15 protein-coding genes are annotated in these 13,031 nt (G+C 63.2%); 6 read left to right on the top strand and 9 right to left on the bottom strand.

Annotation, left to right across the window (positions count from 1 at the left end; genetic code table 11):
- Window positions 1-11: 11 nt before the first annotated feature.
- The 5 genes from AC0Z42_RS02840 (at window position 12) to AC0Z42_RS02820 (ending at window position 3,022) form a co-directional block, all read left to right on the top strand.
- Window positions 12-863 (top strand): alpha/beta hydrolase, encoded by an 852-nt coding sequence (locus AC0Z42_RS02840; protein ID WP_485466707.1) that lies wholly within the window; start codon window positions 12-14, stop codon window positions 861-863.
- A gap of 67 nt (window positions 864-930) precedes the next feature.
- Window positions 931-1,776, top strand: coding sequence for an undecaprenyl-diphosphate phosphatase (locus AC0Z42_RS02835; protein WP_485466706.1), 846 nt, complete (start codon window positions 931-933; stop codon window positions 1,774-1,776).
- A 59-nt stretch (window positions 1,777-1,835) separates the two neighbouring features.
- Window positions 1,836-2,408: a manganese efflux pump MntP gene (gene mntP / locus AC0Z42_RS02830; protein ID WP_485466705.1), complete on the top strand. Its 573-nt coding sequence runs from the start codon at window positions 1,836-1,838 to the stop codon at window positions 2,406-2,408.
- A gap of 105 nt (window positions 2,409-2,513) precedes the next feature.
- Entirely contained in the window at window positions 2,514-2,732 is a 219-nt protein-coding gene (locus AC0Z42_RS02825; RefSeq protein ID WP_485466704.1) for a DUF2158 domain-containing protein, read from the top strand.
- Between the two features lie 83 nt (window positions 2,733-2,815).
- Window positions 2,816-3,022 carry a hypothetical protein gene (locus AC0Z42_RS02820; RefSeq protein ID WP_485466703.1) on the top strand — a complete coding sequence of 69 codons (207 nt, stop codon included), beginning with the start codon at window positions 2,816-2,818 and terminating at the stop codon, window positions 3,020-3,022.
- A 184-nt stretch (window positions 3,023-3,206) separates the two neighbouring features.
- On the opposite strand, the gene AC0Z42_RS02815 is transcribed toward AC0Z42_RS02820, so the two are convergent.
- Window positions 3,207-3,431 (bottom strand): hypothetical protein, encoded by a 225-nt coding sequence (locus tag AC0Z42_RS02815; protein WP_485466702.1) that lies wholly within the window; start codon window positions 3,429-3,431, stop codon window positions 3,207-3,209.
- Between the two features lie 136 nt (window positions 3,432-3,567).
- Here AC0Z42_RS02815 and AC0Z42_RS02810 point away from each other — a divergent pair, with 136 nt between their 5' ends.
- Window positions 3,568-4,287 carry an SOS response-associated peptidase gene (locus AC0Z42_RS02810; RefSeq protein WP_485466701.1) on the top strand — a complete coding sequence of 240 codons (720 nt, stop codon included), beginning with the start codon at window positions 3,568-3,570 and terminating at the stop codon, window positions 4,285-4,287.
- 3 nt (window positions 4,288-4,290) lie between these two features.
- Here the strand turns inward: AC0Z42_RS02810 and AC0Z42_RS02805 are convergent, their stop codons facing one another.
- From AC0Z42_RS02805 to queE, 8 genes are all read right to left on the bottom strand, one after another.
- Entirely contained in the window at window positions 4,291-5,463 is a 1,173-nt protein-coding gene (locus AC0Z42_RS02805; RefSeq protein ID WP_485466700.1) for a DUF418 domain-containing protein, read from the bottom strand.
- Window positions 5,460-6,383, bottom strand: a complete 924-nt coding sequence (gene ldcA / locus AC0Z42_RS02800; RefSeq protein WP_485466699.1) for a muramoyltetrapeptide carboxypeptidase — start codon at window positions 6,381-6,383, stop codon at window positions 5,460-5,462. The genes AC0Z42_RS02805 and ldcA overlap by 4 nt, the downstream gene beginning before the upstream one ends.
- A gap of 36 nt (window positions 6,384-6,419) precedes the next feature.
- Window positions 6,420-7,337, bottom strand: coding sequence for an alpha/beta fold hydrolase (locus AC0Z42_RS02795; RefSeq protein WP_485466698.1), 918 nt, complete (start codon window positions 7,335-7,337; stop codon window positions 6,420-6,422).
- Window positions 7,338-7,417: 80 nt separating this feature from the next.
- The gene (locus AC0Z42_RS02790; protein WP_485466697.1) at window positions 7,418-8,581 is read right to left on the bottom strand and encodes a hemin-degrading factor; all 1,164 of its coding nucleotides are present in this window, start codon (window positions 8,579-8,581) and stop codon (window positions 7,418-7,420) included.
- Window positions 8,582-8,615: 34 nt separating this feature from the next.
- Window positions 8,616-10,991, bottom strand: a complete 2,376-nt coding sequence (locus AC0Z42_RS02785) for a TonB-dependent hemoglobin/transferrin/lactoferrin family receptor (RefSeq protein ID WP_485466696.1) — start codon at window positions 10,989-10,991, stop codon at window positions 8,616-8,618.
- Window positions 10,992-11,202: 211 nt separating this feature from the next.
- Complete coding sequence (tadA, locus tag AC0Z42_RS02780) at window positions 11,203-11,715, bottom strand: tRNA adenosine(34) deaminase TadA (RefSeq protein ID WP_485466695.1); 513 nt, start codon at window positions 11,713-11,715, stop codon at window positions 11,203-11,205.
- Window positions 11,708-12,154: a 6-carboxytetrahydropterin synthase QueD gene (gene queD, locus AC0Z42_RS02775; RefSeq protein WP_071077189.1), complete on the bottom strand. Its 447-nt coding sequence runs from the start codon at window positions 12,152-12,154 to the stop codon at window positions 11,708-11,710. Before queD ends, tadA begins: the two co-directional genes overlap by 8 nt.
- Window positions 12,155-12,164: 10 nt before the next feature.
- Window positions 12,165-12,800, bottom strand: coding sequence for a 7-carboxy-7-deazaguanine synthase (gene queE / locus AC0Z42_RS02770; RefSeq protein ID WP_485466694.1), 636 nt, complete (start codon window positions 12,798-12,800; stop codon window positions 12,165-12,167).
- Window positions 12,801-13,031 lie beyond the last annotated feature (231 nt).

The raw sequence follows: 13,031 nt of genomic DNA, 5'->3' as shown, positions 1-13,031 counted from the left end.
GTCGAGACCCCATGCCACGCTTCCGCCCTTTCCACCTGCTGTTCAGCGCCTTGCTCTGCCTGGCGGCGCCTGCCGTCACGGCGCTGGAAGCAGCGCCATCGGCCGCCACGCCCTTGGTCATCGGCGAGAGCTTCGCCATTGCCTCGACGGTACTGGGCGAAACGCGCCATATCAATGTGTACGCGGCGCGTGCCTGGGATACGCCGCCGGACGCGCCGCTGCCGGTGCTGTACATGCCCGACGGCGGCCTCGCCGAGGATTTCCTGCATATCGCCGGCCTGCTGCAGGTGTCGGTGGCGAATGGCACCATGCGTCCGTTCCGGCTGGTCGGCATCGAAAACACCGAGCGCCGGCGCGACCTGACCGGACCCACCGTTGATGCCAAAGACCGCGCCATCGCCCCGGTGGTCGGTGGTGCGGCTGCCTACCGCAGCTTTATCCGCAACGAACTGATGCCGCAAGTGCGCCAGCGCTACCGTGGCACGGGCGAAACGGCCATCGTCGGCGAGTCACTGGCGGGCCTGTTTGTCGTCGAGACCTTGCTGCTCGAACCGCAGTTGTTCGACCATTACCTGGCGTTCGACCCCAGCCTGTGGTGGAACCGCGGCTTTCTTGCCGGCCAGGCGGCCGGCCTGCTGGCCAGGCAGGGCAATGCCAGGCATAGCCTGTATATTGCCAGCAGCAGCGAAGCGGGCATCGCCAGCGAAGTGCAGCGCCTGGCCAAGGTGCTGGCGCAATCCGCGCCGAAGGCGCTGGACTGGCACGTGGAAAGCATGCCGCAGGAAAGCCACGGTACCATCTACCACCCTGCCGCCCTGAAAGCGTTTCGCGCCGTGTTTGCGCCGAAGATGGACAAACTGTAATCGTCGCCGCAGATCACGGAGTGAAGCGCGCCAGTAAAATGCAGGCCCGTCCCCCGCAAACACTTCCATGACCTTATTGCAGCTGTTGATCCTTTCCGTCGTCCAGGGCTTTGCCGAGCTGCTGCCCGTATCGAGCTCCGCCCACGTCATCATGGCGGAAAAACTGATGGGGCTCGATCCCACCTCGCCCGAGCTGACCATGCTGCTGGTGATGCTGCATACCGGCACCATGTTCGCCGTCATCGTGTATTTCTGGGCATCATGGCGCAAGACCTATTTCAGCTCGGCCACGGCGCTGCGCAGCAATGTGCTGCTGCTGGCGGCGGCAACCCTGATGACCGGCATCGTCGGCTATGGCCTGCTGAAGCTGATCACGCATGTGGTGATGGCCGGCACGCCAGGCTTCGAGATCGAACACCTTTTCGGCAACGCGAAGTTGATGGCCGCCGCGCTGGCCGCCGCCGGCGTGCTGATCATGGTGTCGTCGCGCCTGCAAGCGCGCCACGATGGCGCCCTGACCTTGCCGCGCGCCATGCTGGTCGGCGCGGTGCAGGGCCTGTGCCTGCCCTTTCGCGGCTTTTCACGCTCCGGCGCCACCATTTCAACGGCGATTGCCGTTGGCGTGCCGCAGCGGCGCGCCGAGGAATTCAGCTTTGCGCTGGCGGTGGTGCTGACGCCGGCGGTGATCGTCAAGGAAGGCTGGCGCTTCTACCAGGCCGTCCACGCTGGCGCGGTGGGCCATGGCGCGCCTCTGATGCATTTGCTGGCGCCCAGCCTGCTGGGCATGTGTTTGTCCTTCGTGGCCGGCTTGCTGGCGCTGCGCTGGCTGTCGAGCTGGCTGGAACAGGGACGCTGGCATCTGTTCGGCTTCTATTGCATCGCGGCCTCGGCGGTGGTGCTGCTGGTAGGGTAAAATCGCGGCGGGCCGATTTGCGCCCGTCCATCCCAGCCAGGTATTACTGAAAGCCAACGATGAATTTTGCCGCCACCGCCGCCCTCTCGCTCGCCATGTCGACCGACGCCTTTGCCGCCGCCGTCGGCAAGGGCGCTGCGCTGCACAAGCCGCAATGGCGCGAAGCGCTGCGCACCGGCCTGATTTTCGGCGTGATCGAATCGATCACGCCGCTGATCGGCTGGGCCCTGGGCCGCGTGGCCGCGCCTTACGTGGCTGCCTGGGACCACTGGCTGGCCTTCAGCCTGCTGGGCGTCATCGGCGTACTGATGATACGCAATGCACTGTCCGACGCCGATGAAGAAGAAGCGCCGGCGCGCAGCCATTCTTTCTGGGTACTGGCCGTCACCGGTTTTGCCACCAGCATCGACGCCATGGTGGTGGGCGCGGGGCTGGCCTTGCTGGGCGCCAATATCCTCGTCACGGCCGCCGCCATCGGCTTTTCCACCTTCGTGATGGTCACCATCGGCGTGATGCTGGGCCGCGTGCTGGGCACGGTGGCTGGCCGGCGCGCCGAACTGGTCGGCGGCCTGATACTGATCGTGATTGGCTGCCTGATCCTGTACGAGCACCTGGGCCACCCGGCCGCGTGAGCGGTAAGGCAGGCTTCTCCTGTTCAGCAGCACCGGTTTCGCTTATGATGACGACACTGCCGCAACGCTTGGCAGGCCTGTCCTCGCGCCCTGAAAGCAGCAACCATGAGCCAGTTCAATGAAGGTGATGTTGTACGGGTCAAGTGCGGCGGCCCCGACATGACGGTGGTCTGCGTCGACGTCAATTACTTCTCGCAGGACGACAAGCCGCTGGCGGTATTCTGCGTCTACGAAAAAGACCATTTTTTGTTCGAACAGGCGTATCCCGAATACGCGCTCGAGATCGTGCGCTATGAGCGGCGGCGCTATACGCGCGAAGACTGAGTTAGGTACGCGAACGCACACAGCGGCCTTCTCACCCGTGCTAGATTCATGGCTGTGTATTGAATCGCCGCGAGGAGGCTGTCATGGAAACACTGGAACTGCTGTTTGCGTCCCTGGTAAGGGAAACGGCCGAGTCGATCCGGGACCGCCACGTGCCGTTTGCCGTCACCGACGACGAAGCCGCGTATTTTGCCTGGCTCGATGGTCATCCGGTGTCCGGCTATGTGCAGGAGGCCTACCGCGAAATCGAAGAAACGGCGCTGCAGATCCGCGCGATCCGGGCTGGCTAGCGGCAATTTCAGCGCCTGTGACGCCGCGCCGATACGCCGCTTGAAGAGTCCGATGGAACAGGTGAATTTACCGCCAGTGATTTGATCGCCACCGCGCCTGCGCTCAAGCTGCCGGTGGCATTGCCAACTTCAGTCGTGTGCCTGCCATGCGCCTTCCGGCGCAAGCATCACCGCTGCAACAGCATCAACGAAGGGGCGCGCTGTCCGCCAGGCGCCAGCCGATCGACAAGGCCACCTGCTGGGCTTCTTTTTCGTTGCTGCAATCATCATAATCGCAGGTGTCCTCATACGCGCCGCAGGCAAGATTCTGGCTGACAAACGAGCCGACCCAGCGGCCGTCGCGGCGCTGGGAGGCGGTTGCACTGATGGTGAATCCTTTGTGGATGGTGGGATTTTCCAACGACATCATAATTTCCTCCGCTAAAAAAAACGTCAGCCACCTGACTTGAGGCCATTGTGCCGCAGCGCAGCATGGCGGTCTGTGCGGTTGCTCACGTTACCCGCATGTGCACGCGCCCCACTACTGAATCAGGTATGATTTCGCCATGTGTGGACGATTTGATCAAAATGACACGGCAAGGGTGCAGGCTTCCAGCTTCGGCTGGACCGACGCGGTCTTTGACAGCGAGGCCGAGCCGCACCTGAATGTGTCTCCCGGCACTTACCGCCCCGTGATGCATGTCGACAATGGCGTACGCCGTGTCGACGATGTGTTCTGGGGCTACCGCCCTGCCTGGGCCACGGCTGCCGAGCCGGCGCCTGGCAGGAAAAAAATCCCGATCGCCATCAACGCCCGCCTGGAAAAACTGGCCGGCAGCTACTGGAAGCCGCTGCTGCGCAACGGACGCGGCATCGTCTGCGTGCATGGCTGGTATGAATGGACCGGTGAAAAGGGCTCGAAGCAGCCGTGGCATATCCACCGCAAGGACCGCGCACCGTTGTTCCTGCTGGCATTGGCCCATTTCGGCCCGTTCAAGCACCACCGCGAGGAATCGGGTTTCGTGCTGGTGACGGCCGACAGCCTGGGCGGCATGGTCGATATCCATGACCGGCGGCCAGTCGCTGTCAGCCGCGAAGACGCATGGCGCTGGCTGGCGCCGGAACTGACGCCGGACGAAGCGCTGCACCTGGCGCGCACCTGCATGCTCGACACTGAACTGTTCGCCTGGCATGCGGTCGACAATCCGCTGATACCGAGCGCGCGCGCCAAAAGGACGCCGGCACCACCAGCGGAACAGACCTCGTTTGACTGGAGCGGCGAATAATGCTCAGCGCGCCAGGCGGCGCCACAGCGCTTCTACCGGTCCCTGACTGAACCGCGCCAGCCACCAGCGGCTGATCAGGACCTGCACGGCCATGATGGCCAGGGTCAGGCCCAGCATCCCGACCGGCCGCAGTTGCGCAGCCCAGGCCAGCCCCCAGCCCTGTAACAAAAACGTGCCCACGATCGACTGCGTCAGGTAATTGCTCAGCGCCATGCGCCCGACCGGCGCCAGCCAGCGCGCCAGCGCCGCCATGATGGCCGGGCCGGCCAGCATCAGCGCCGCGACATAGCCGGCCGCCAGCAGCGGACCGCCCGCATACAGCAGCAATTCCAGCAGCATGGTGTTGAACTGCGTCTGGTAGGGATCGACGGTTTGCCACAGGTTCGCCGTGGCCGCCAGCAGGTTGAACGGCAAGCCGATGCCGATGCCCACTGTGCAGACGCGGCGCCACACGTGGCGATGGCGCGCCGGCTGCGTCAGCCAGCCCAGGCGCACCGACACAATACCGAGCAGGAAAAAGATAATAATATGCGGCAGCATCACGATCACGAACAGCATCTGCATGCCGTAGTCGCGCATGCGCAACGCTGCGATCGCCAGCGCGCTGCCTTGCGTGTAGACGACATAACGGCCTGCAAACTCCTGCAAGGAATGTGCCGTGGCTGCTGCGTCGCTGGCGGGGCCGAGCGGGTACAGCAGGCACATGAACAGCAAAAATCCGCCCGCCAGCAGCCAGGCCAGGGTGCGAATGCGGGCCAGCCTGGCCGGCGCCAGCGACAGGATCACCATGCCGGCCAGCGCATAGGAACTGAGTACGTCGCCGCTCCACACCAGCAGGCCGTGCAACACGCCGATCAACAGCAGCCAGCGCAGCCGCCGCTTGTACGCCGCTTGCGCCGCCGGCCAGCTGCCGAGCTGCTGGCGCAGCGAACGCGTATGCAGCGCAAAGCCGGCGCCGAACAAAAATGCAAAGATGGGATAGAACTTGAACTCGGCAAACGCCGCCACCAGGAAAATGGCGGCCTGGTCCAGCCATGGCGCGGCGGCAGGCAAGGTACCGTAGCGCAAGGACAAAGTGCCCCAGGCAAAGCCCCAGATATTGACCAGCAATATGCCAAACACGGCGATGCCGCGCAGCACATCGAGTTGCGCCAGCCTGCCCTGCCTGGCCTTCATCGGCCGGCGCGCGCCAGGGTCGGGTAGTCGCCGATCTGCAAGGTAAAGCCGGCCTCGTTCGATGTCAGGCGTGCATGGCCGCCAAACGGCAAAGTGACGCGGCGGCGGATATGGCCAAATTCCAGGCCTGTCAGCACCGGCACGGGCAGGCGCTGACGCACATAGGCCAGCATGGCGTCGAAATCGTAGCCATTCTCCATCGGCCCCAGTTTATAGCCTGAAAAGTCGCCCAGCAGCACGGCTTGCTGGCGCCCTATCACGCCTGCATGCAGCAGTTGCAGCAGCATGCGTTCGACCCGGTAAGGGTGCTCGTTGACGTCTTCGAGGAACAGGATACCGCCGTCAATCTCGGGGAAATACGGCGTGCCCAGCAGATGCAACAGCATGGCCAGGTTACCGCCCCACAACTTGCCGTTGACATCGACCTGCGGATTGCCGTTCGATACGCCGGTCACGGTGTGCGTGGGGCCGGCGAGACAACTCCACAGCTGGTCCAGGGTGAACTGTTCCGGCTCGTCACGGATAAAATCATCGCAGATCATGGGGCCGGCAAAGCTGGCGCGGCCGGTTTTGGCCATCAGGCCCATGTGAAAGGCGGTGAAATCGCTGTAGCCGACAAACAATTTGCCGCTGTCGGCCATGGCCTGGAAATCGATCTCGGGCAGGATGCGGCTGATGCCATAGCTGCCGCGCAGGGCCAGCACCACCTGCACTGCGGGATCGTGCGCGGCCGCATGCAGTTGCGCCAGGCGCCCCGCTTCCGTGCCGCCGAAGCGCTGGAATTTGTGCGCCGGATCGTAGTAATTATGGACAGTGGCGCCTTGCGCCTGCAGGCGGGCAATGCCGCCTGCCAGTGCCGCGTCGTCGGGCGCGTAGCCGCCGGGCGCCACGATGGCGATGCCGATTTCAGGAGTGATCAAGTTGCTGGTTCCGGGCCAAGAGTGGAAAGGTGATGCTCAGGCTGGCTGCGAGCGCATCTGCGGCGCCATATTACCGTGCAGATGTACATCGATCAAGGCGAGGATGCGCTCGATCAGCTGCGGCGGCAGGTCGTGGCCCATGCCTTCGATCACTGCCAGCCGCGCGCCCGGGATCAGGGCCGCCGTATCGATGCCGCAGGCGACCGGTATCAGGGGATCAGCCGCCCCATGGATCACCAGTGTCGGGCAAGCAATGGTGGGCAGCAAGGCCACCCGGTCGCCGGAAGCGCCGATGGCCACCATCTGGCGCACCACGCCATCGGGGCAATTGGCGCGCGACAGCGCCAGCGCTATACGCGGGTGCAACACTTTGTCGGCCACCGGATAGGCCGGGCTGCCCAAGGCGCGCACGGTGGCCGCCATATGCGCCACCAGTTCGGCCTGGCTGGCGCCGGCCTTCGGGCGGCGCATCAGGGCATTGCGCGCCACTTTGGTCGGGCCGGGCAGGCCGCGCCGGCTGCTGCTCGACATGATGGACACCAGGCTCAGCACCTGCTGCGGCGCGCGCGCCGCCATCACCTGCGCGATCATGCCGCCCATCGACACGCCGATCACATGCGCCTGGGTGATGCCCAGGGCCGACAGCAGGCCCAGCGCATCGTTGGCCATGTCGTCGAGGGTGTAGGAACTTTTCAGCGGCCAGCCCAGTTTGCTTTTCAGGTAGGCCAGTGGCAGGCTGGGCTTGCCGGCGTGCGTCATCTTGCTCGACAGCCCGACATCGCGGTTGTCGAAGCGGACCACGTGAAAACCCTGTTCGACGATGCCGTCGATAAAGGCGTCTGGCCAGGCGACCAGCTGCATGCCCAGGCCCATAATGAGCAGCACGCAAGGGTCTTGCGGATCGCCATGGCTTTCGTAAGCGATATCGAGGCCGTTGGCCCGGGTGGTTGCCATGTTTGCCTTTCGATTGACCGGCCGCGAGCACCAGCGCCGCAGCCGTGGAATCAGCATAGCATTTTATGGCTGTAGCGGTTTTACTGTGCGCGCGGCAAGCTGGCGGCCAATTCGTTCCAGGCTTGCGGCTGCGACTGGCCACGCTCGCGCACGCCAAAGAAGGTCAGCACCTGCGTGCCTTCCTGGTCGAAAAACTCGATCGAAGTAACGCCGCCGCGCTTGACGACCCAGCCGCTGCGCAGGGCCGTATCGCGGATATGCAGATTGAAGTCCGGGTCCAGCACATTGTAGTAGCCGCCGCCGACCATGGTTTTCCCGATTTTTCCGCTGTAGATTTGCGTCAGGCCCTGGTTGCCGAGGAAGACCATGATGGCGACCTTGTCTTTCGCCGCAGTCTCCAGCAGGGTGCGCAGCGCTTCCGGCGTAATTCTCTCGACCATGCCGGCCGGCGCCAGGCGCAGCGCCTGTTCGCGTGTCAGGTGAAATTCACGCAGGATTTGCGCAAACTGGTGCACGTCCGTCATTTCTTTCCAGGCCAGCTGGAATTCCTTGAGGTCGATCTCGGCATCGGGTTTTTCCACCGCCTTCGGCACGGCGGCCAGCAGGTTCAGCTGGCTGTCCTGCCGCGGCGCGCGGAATGTGGCCACCAGCTGGTCGAACACGGCCACGCCCGCTTCGCTGCGCGCATACAGTTTATGAATGGCATCGCCCTGGGCGTCAAAGAACTGCAGGCTCCGCGACAGCTTGCCGTCGCGGCCCGGCTGGGCCACGGCAAACGCATATTTCCAGTTTTCAAAATGAAAGCGCAGGTCAATCGCGCCGCCCAGGTAGCCACCGGCGATATTGCGCTGGCGCGCTTCCTGTTCCGCGTCCTGTTTCAAGTCACCCTGCTCCGGCTTGTCGCCCGGCTGTTTCAGGCGGCTGGCGGTGCCGGTGGTTTCGATCACGCCGTTTTCATTGCGCGTGATCGCCTGCACCAGGCCCAGGTCCAGCGCGGCGCGCATGATTTCGCGCGCTTGGTTGCCATCGGCCTGCAGGCGCGTAACGCCGTTGCCGAGATTGGTCGCCAGCAGTTGCGCTTCCGACGCACCCAGGGCGCGCGCCGCATCGCGGATCTGCAGCTTGGGCTGCTCGGTGCGCAAGGTGGACCAACGTTCGGCCAGGTTGGCCGGCGCCGTGGCGGCGACGGCATGTGCCATGGCCAGGCCGCCCAGCAGGGATAGAACGATTTTCTTTAGCTTCATGGGAGTGTCGTTAAAAAGTAGTGAAAGTGAAAAATCAGTAGTTGACCGACAGGCTGGCCGCCACGTTACGGCCCGGCTTGGCATAGCGCTCGATTTCGCTGAGGTTGGCCGCCGACGTGCCGGCTGCCAGAGTGCGCGCGGCAGCGTAGTCCCAGTATTTGCGGTCCGTCAGGTTGTACACGCCAACGATGATCTTCGCGTTCCTGTGTACGTTCCAGTACGTTGACAGGTCGAAAATGGTATACGCCGGCACCTTGTAGCGGGCCGTCGTCACGCCGGAAATCACGTCATTCGGCGCCTGCTTGCTGTCCGCATGCACGGCCGTCAGGGCAAGGCCGAACAGCTGGTTCGCATGGTCGTAGCCGAAAGTCAACGCGGTCTTGGCCGGCGCCACCGAGGCCAAGCCGTCGCGCAGGCCGGTGCCGGTATTGGTGGCGCGGCCCTTGGCCACGCCGGTGGCCAGGTCGACTCGGTAGCCTTGCAGGCCTGGCGCAAACGTGCCCAGCTGCGCGCGCAACGCCAGCTCGCCACCCCAGGTGCGGGCATTGCCGATATTTTCAGGACGGAACAGTCCTTGCACGATGGTCGGGTAATTGACCGGGTCCGGCGCCTGTCCCACGTACTCGACCATATCCTTGTAATCGGTGCGGTAGGCGGACAGATGCAGCGCCAGGCCCTTCACCACATCACCCTTGAAACCCAGCTCGTACGCATTGCTGGTTTCCTTGCGCAAGTTGGGATTGCCCAGCACGGCGTAGCCGGTGCCGGTGCCGGTATAGCTGAACGAATCATAAGTGCCGGTGCGCTCGGCCGCCGTCGGCAATCGCGTGCCGCGGGAAAATGTGGCGTAGGCGTCAATCTGCGGCAGCACTTCGACCGACAGCGCCAGGCTCGGCGTGAGCGTGGTATCGCTTTCCTTGCGGATTTCTTTCGCCGCGGCGGGCACGGCAATCACATAGTTCTGCAGATTCTTCGGCTCCAAAGTACGCCGTTCGACACGCAGGCCAGGAGTCAGCACGGCCTTCTTGCCACCCTGGCTGAAGCTGTAGTCGTCGCGCACATACAGCGCCAGCTTGCTGCTGTCCATGTCGGCCATGCGGTTCTTGCGCGTGATCTGGTGCACGCCGGTGGCCACCACGATGCGGTCTTCCAGCCACGGACGGCGCGCCTGGCCCTGTTCGATCTGCAGGCCGTAGACCAGTGCATGGTCTTCGTTGAATTGTTTCAACGCCTCCGTCGTCAAACCGATGGTGTCATTCTTGAAGCTGGTGTCGATGGCGCGCTGGTACAGCACCCGCTGCGAGATATAGCGTGCGTCGGTGTGGTCCTCGATCTTCGAATTCTGCACATAGACCTTGGACGTCAAACGCTCGAACAGGGCCAGGTCCCTGAGCACCACGTCGTGACCGAGGCTGACCCGGGTGCGGCGCGTGGTCGAATCCTGGAAAATGCCGTCGGGGTAACTCGCGGCGGTGATCTTGTTGTTGACGTCGCGCTGGTTCTTGCGCTCGAACATGTCGATCGTCAGGTCTAGCTTCTGTTCGCCCGGCAAGGCCCACACCAGCTTCGACAGCAAGGCGTCCGAGTGCCAGTCGTCGGGATTTTCCGGCGTGCTGCCGGCGCTGTCGGTGGCATCGCCATCGCGGCGCACATAAACGGCCAGGCCCTGCAGGGTCGCGCCGATCTTTGCCGCGCCGGTGAGCGTATGGGCATTGCTGCGGTTGGCGGTGGTGCGGCCGAACTTGTAGCCGATATACGTGTCCTGCCCTTCGCCCAGGTAGTCTTCCGGCGACTTGGTCATGAAGCTGACGCCGCCACCGAGGCCCGGGCTGGCGCCGCTGACCGCGGTGGTGCCCGACTCGATGCGCACTTCGCGGAAAGTTTCAGGATCAAAATAATCGCGGCCGGTGCCGAAGGCGTTCAGGGTCGAGCCGTCCGGTTTCGGCGCCGCGTCTGGCAGCGCAATGCCGTCGACGTCCAGGCTGACCCGGTTGCCTTCCAGGCCACGGATGTTGTAGCCCGTATTGCCGGCGCCATCCCATACATTGCCGCCGCCCGAGTTGGCCACCGGCGCGCTGATCAACGGCTGGTAGCGCACGATGCCGCCCATTTCCGTCACGTTCTGGCGTTCCAGGTCTTCGCTGCGGATCACGGTCCTGGTGCCGGCGCGGCGCTCGTATTCCTGGCGCGAATTGACGACGATTTCCGGAAAGGTCGGCAGTTTCGATGGCTCCTGCGCCGCCGTGCCGGCATTCACGGCCACCGGCGCCGTGGTCTGCGCATGCGCCGTCAGCAGCGGCGCGGCAAACAGGCCCAGCAAGGCGGCGCGCAGCACCAGGTTGGGCCGGCGGGCGGGAAGGAATGGGGATACGACAGGCGCAGCGCTACGCGGCAGTAGAACAATAGTCATGATGGTCCGGTGTCAGAGTGAAGGCTGGCTCTGGTCCGGGGCGCATCATGGGTGCGCGGGCAGTTCGCTGGCGAAGGAGAAGGAGAAGCAATACTGTAACACGAATCATTCTCATTTTAGAATGACAATATCATCTATCCAGATGTTATTTTGCAACAGTTATCAAGGCATATTGATACAGAGTGGCCACGGCGAGCCGCCCTGCACTCTTTCAGCCGGCCAAGCTATTGGCCAGCTTGCGCGCCTCGGCCTGGGCCCGGCGGCGTTCGACAAAGAATGCCCGCAGGTAGGCGCCGCACTCTTCCGCCATCACGCCACCGGCAATGTCGGTCTGGTGATTGAGGGCCGGCTGTTCGAACAGGTTGACGACCGAACCGCAGGCGCCGGTTTTCGGATCCGATGCGCCAAACACCACGCGCGACAACCTCGCATGCAGCATGGCGCCCGAGCACATCACGCACGGTTCCAGCGTTACATACAGTTCGCAGCCCGGCAGCCTGTAGTTGCCCAGCTTTTCCGACGCCGCGCGCAAGGCATTGACTTCGGCGTGCGCGGTCGGATCGTGTTTGCCGATGGGCTGGTTGTAACCCACCGCAATCACCTCGCCATCCTTGACGACGACGGCGCCGACCGGCACTTCGCCCAAGTCCCAGGCATGCTGCGCCTGGTCCAAAGCCAGGCGCATGAAGTGTTGATCCGCGTCAGGACCCGGCGTGTCAGTCATCGGTCACTTCTGCCCAGCAATTCGGGGTTTCATGCAGCACCAGCTTGTGCAGGTGCAGGCCAGTGCCGAAATGGTCGGTAAACGCCGCTTTCAGGATCTCGAAGGCGATGCGCGCCAGGTTTTCCACGGTGGGAATGCGGTCGATGACCACCGTCTTGTGGTCGGGCAGGCTGGCCAGGAAGTCGCGCACGGCCACATCCTTTTCATACACCAGGAAGGCGTGATCCCAGACATCGACCAGGTGCTGCTTGGCCAGCGTCTTGACGTCGGAAAAGTCCATGATCATGCCGTTGTCGGAATTGCCTTCCGCTTCGATGACCTTGCCGACCAGGGTGATTTCCACCGTGTAGCGATGGCCGTGCAGATTGCGGCACTGGCTTTTATGGTCGGGAATGCGGTGGCCCGCGTCAAATTCAAGCTTGCGTGTAATCGTCAGCATAATGTTTCTATCAAGGTATTTGCAGGAGTTTATGGGTTTGCAGGCTCAGCTTCCATTTCGGATTGCTTTTGCACGTCTCGATGGCCAGCTTCATGTTTTGCGCGGCCAGCAGGCCGTCCATGGCTTGCACATAGAAGTTCTCGAAATCGAGCTGTTCGTAGGCCGCCAGGTCTTGCTGGAATTGCGGGATTACCACCTTGATCTCGTTACCCTTGTGCACCACCAAAGTGGAACCCATCTTCGGGCTGACGCAGATCCAGTCCACGCCTTCGGGGACCGGCAAAGTGCCATTGGTTTCGATGGCGATGGTAAAGCCGACCGCGTGCATGGCATCGATCAGCGCGGTATCGAGCTGCAGCAGCGGCTCGCCGCCCGTAAACACTACATATTTGCTGGCCGTGTACGTGCTTGGCCACAGGCTGTCGATCAGCGCGGCCAGTTCCTGGGGCGTCCTGAACTTGCCGCCCAGTTCGCCATCGGTACCGACAAAATCGGTATCGCAGAACTGGCACACGGCGCTGGCGCGGTCGCTTTCGCGGCCGGTCCACAGGTTGCAGCCCGAAAAGCGGCAGAACACGGCGGGACGGCCCGCATGCGCACCTTCGCCCTGCAGGGTGTAAAAAATCTCTTTGATGCTATAAGTCACTGTATTTCCTAAGAGCTGGCCGGCGCCCTCGCGCATGGGCGGGCAAAACCTGGCCTGGGCCGCAAAAGCCGATTGACAACCCTCTATTATATGCTGGCGCGGCGCTTCCCGTGCAAAAGCCGTGCTTGCCAGAGCGGGCAGGGAAACAACAACGGCCACCTTGCGCGGCCGTAATCGTCGCAGTGTTTGCGTTTGCACAAACTCTGCCAGACCTAGCAACTGTATTTTCAG

Source organism: Janthinobacterium sp. 1L-D-8-B-C4 (assembly GCF_057291295.1).
The sequence above is the reverse complement of the archived record's forward strand: the minus strand, read 5'-3'. Positions and strand labels throughout refer to the sequence as shown.

Coding starts and splice junctions, on each gene's coding strand:
- AC0Z42_RS02825 (WP_485466704.1), top strand. CDS start 2,514: ATGAGCCAGTTCAATGAAGGTGATGTTGTACGGGTCAAGTGCGGCGGC.
- AC0Z42_RS02840 (WP_485466707.1), top strand. CDS start 12: ATGCCACGCTTCCGCCCTTTCCACCTGCTGTTCAGCGCCTTGCTCTGC.
- mntP (WP_485466705.1), top strand. CDS start 1,836: ATGAATTTTGCCGCCACCGCCGCCCTCTCGCTCGCCATGTCGACCGAC.
- AC0Z42_RS02815 (WP_485466702.1), bottom strand. CDS start 3,431: ATGATGTCGTTGGAAAATCCCACCATCCACAAAGGATTCACCATCAGT.
- tadA (WP_485466695.1), bottom strand. CDS start 11,715: ATGACTGACACGCCGGGTCCTGACGCGGATCAACACTTCATGCGCCTG.
- AC0Z42_RS02805 (WP_485466700.1), bottom strand. CDS start 5,463: ATGAAGGCCAGGCAGGGCAGGCTGGCGCAACTCGATGTGCTGCGCGGC.
- AC0Z42_RS02795 (WP_485466698.1), bottom strand. CDS start 7,337: ATGGCAACCACCCGGGCCAACGGCCTCGATATCGCTTACGAAAGCCAT.
- queD (WP_071077189.1), bottom strand. CDS start 12,154: ATGCTGACGATTACACGCAAGCTTGAATTTGACGCGGGCCACCGCATT.
- AC0Z42_RS02790 (WP_485466697.1), bottom strand. CDS start 8,581: ATGAAGCTAAAGAAAATCGTTCTATCCCTGCTGGGCGGCCTGGCCATG.
- AC0Z42_RS02820 (WP_485466703.1), top strand. CDS start 2,816: ATGGAAACACTGGAACTGCTGTTTGCGTCCCTGGTAAGGGAAACGGCC.
- AC0Z42_RS02785 (WP_485466696.1), bottom strand. CDS start 10,991: ATGACTATTGTTCTACTGCCGCGTAGCGCTGCGCCTGTCGTATCCCCA.
- AC0Z42_RS02810 (WP_485466701.1), top strand. CDS start 3,568: ATGTGTGGACGATTTGATCAAAATGACACGGCAAGGGTGCAGGCTTCC.
- AC0Z42_RS02835 (WP_485466706.1), top strand. CDS start 931: ATGACCTTATTGCAGCTGTTGATCCTTTCCGTCGTCCAGGGCTTTGCC.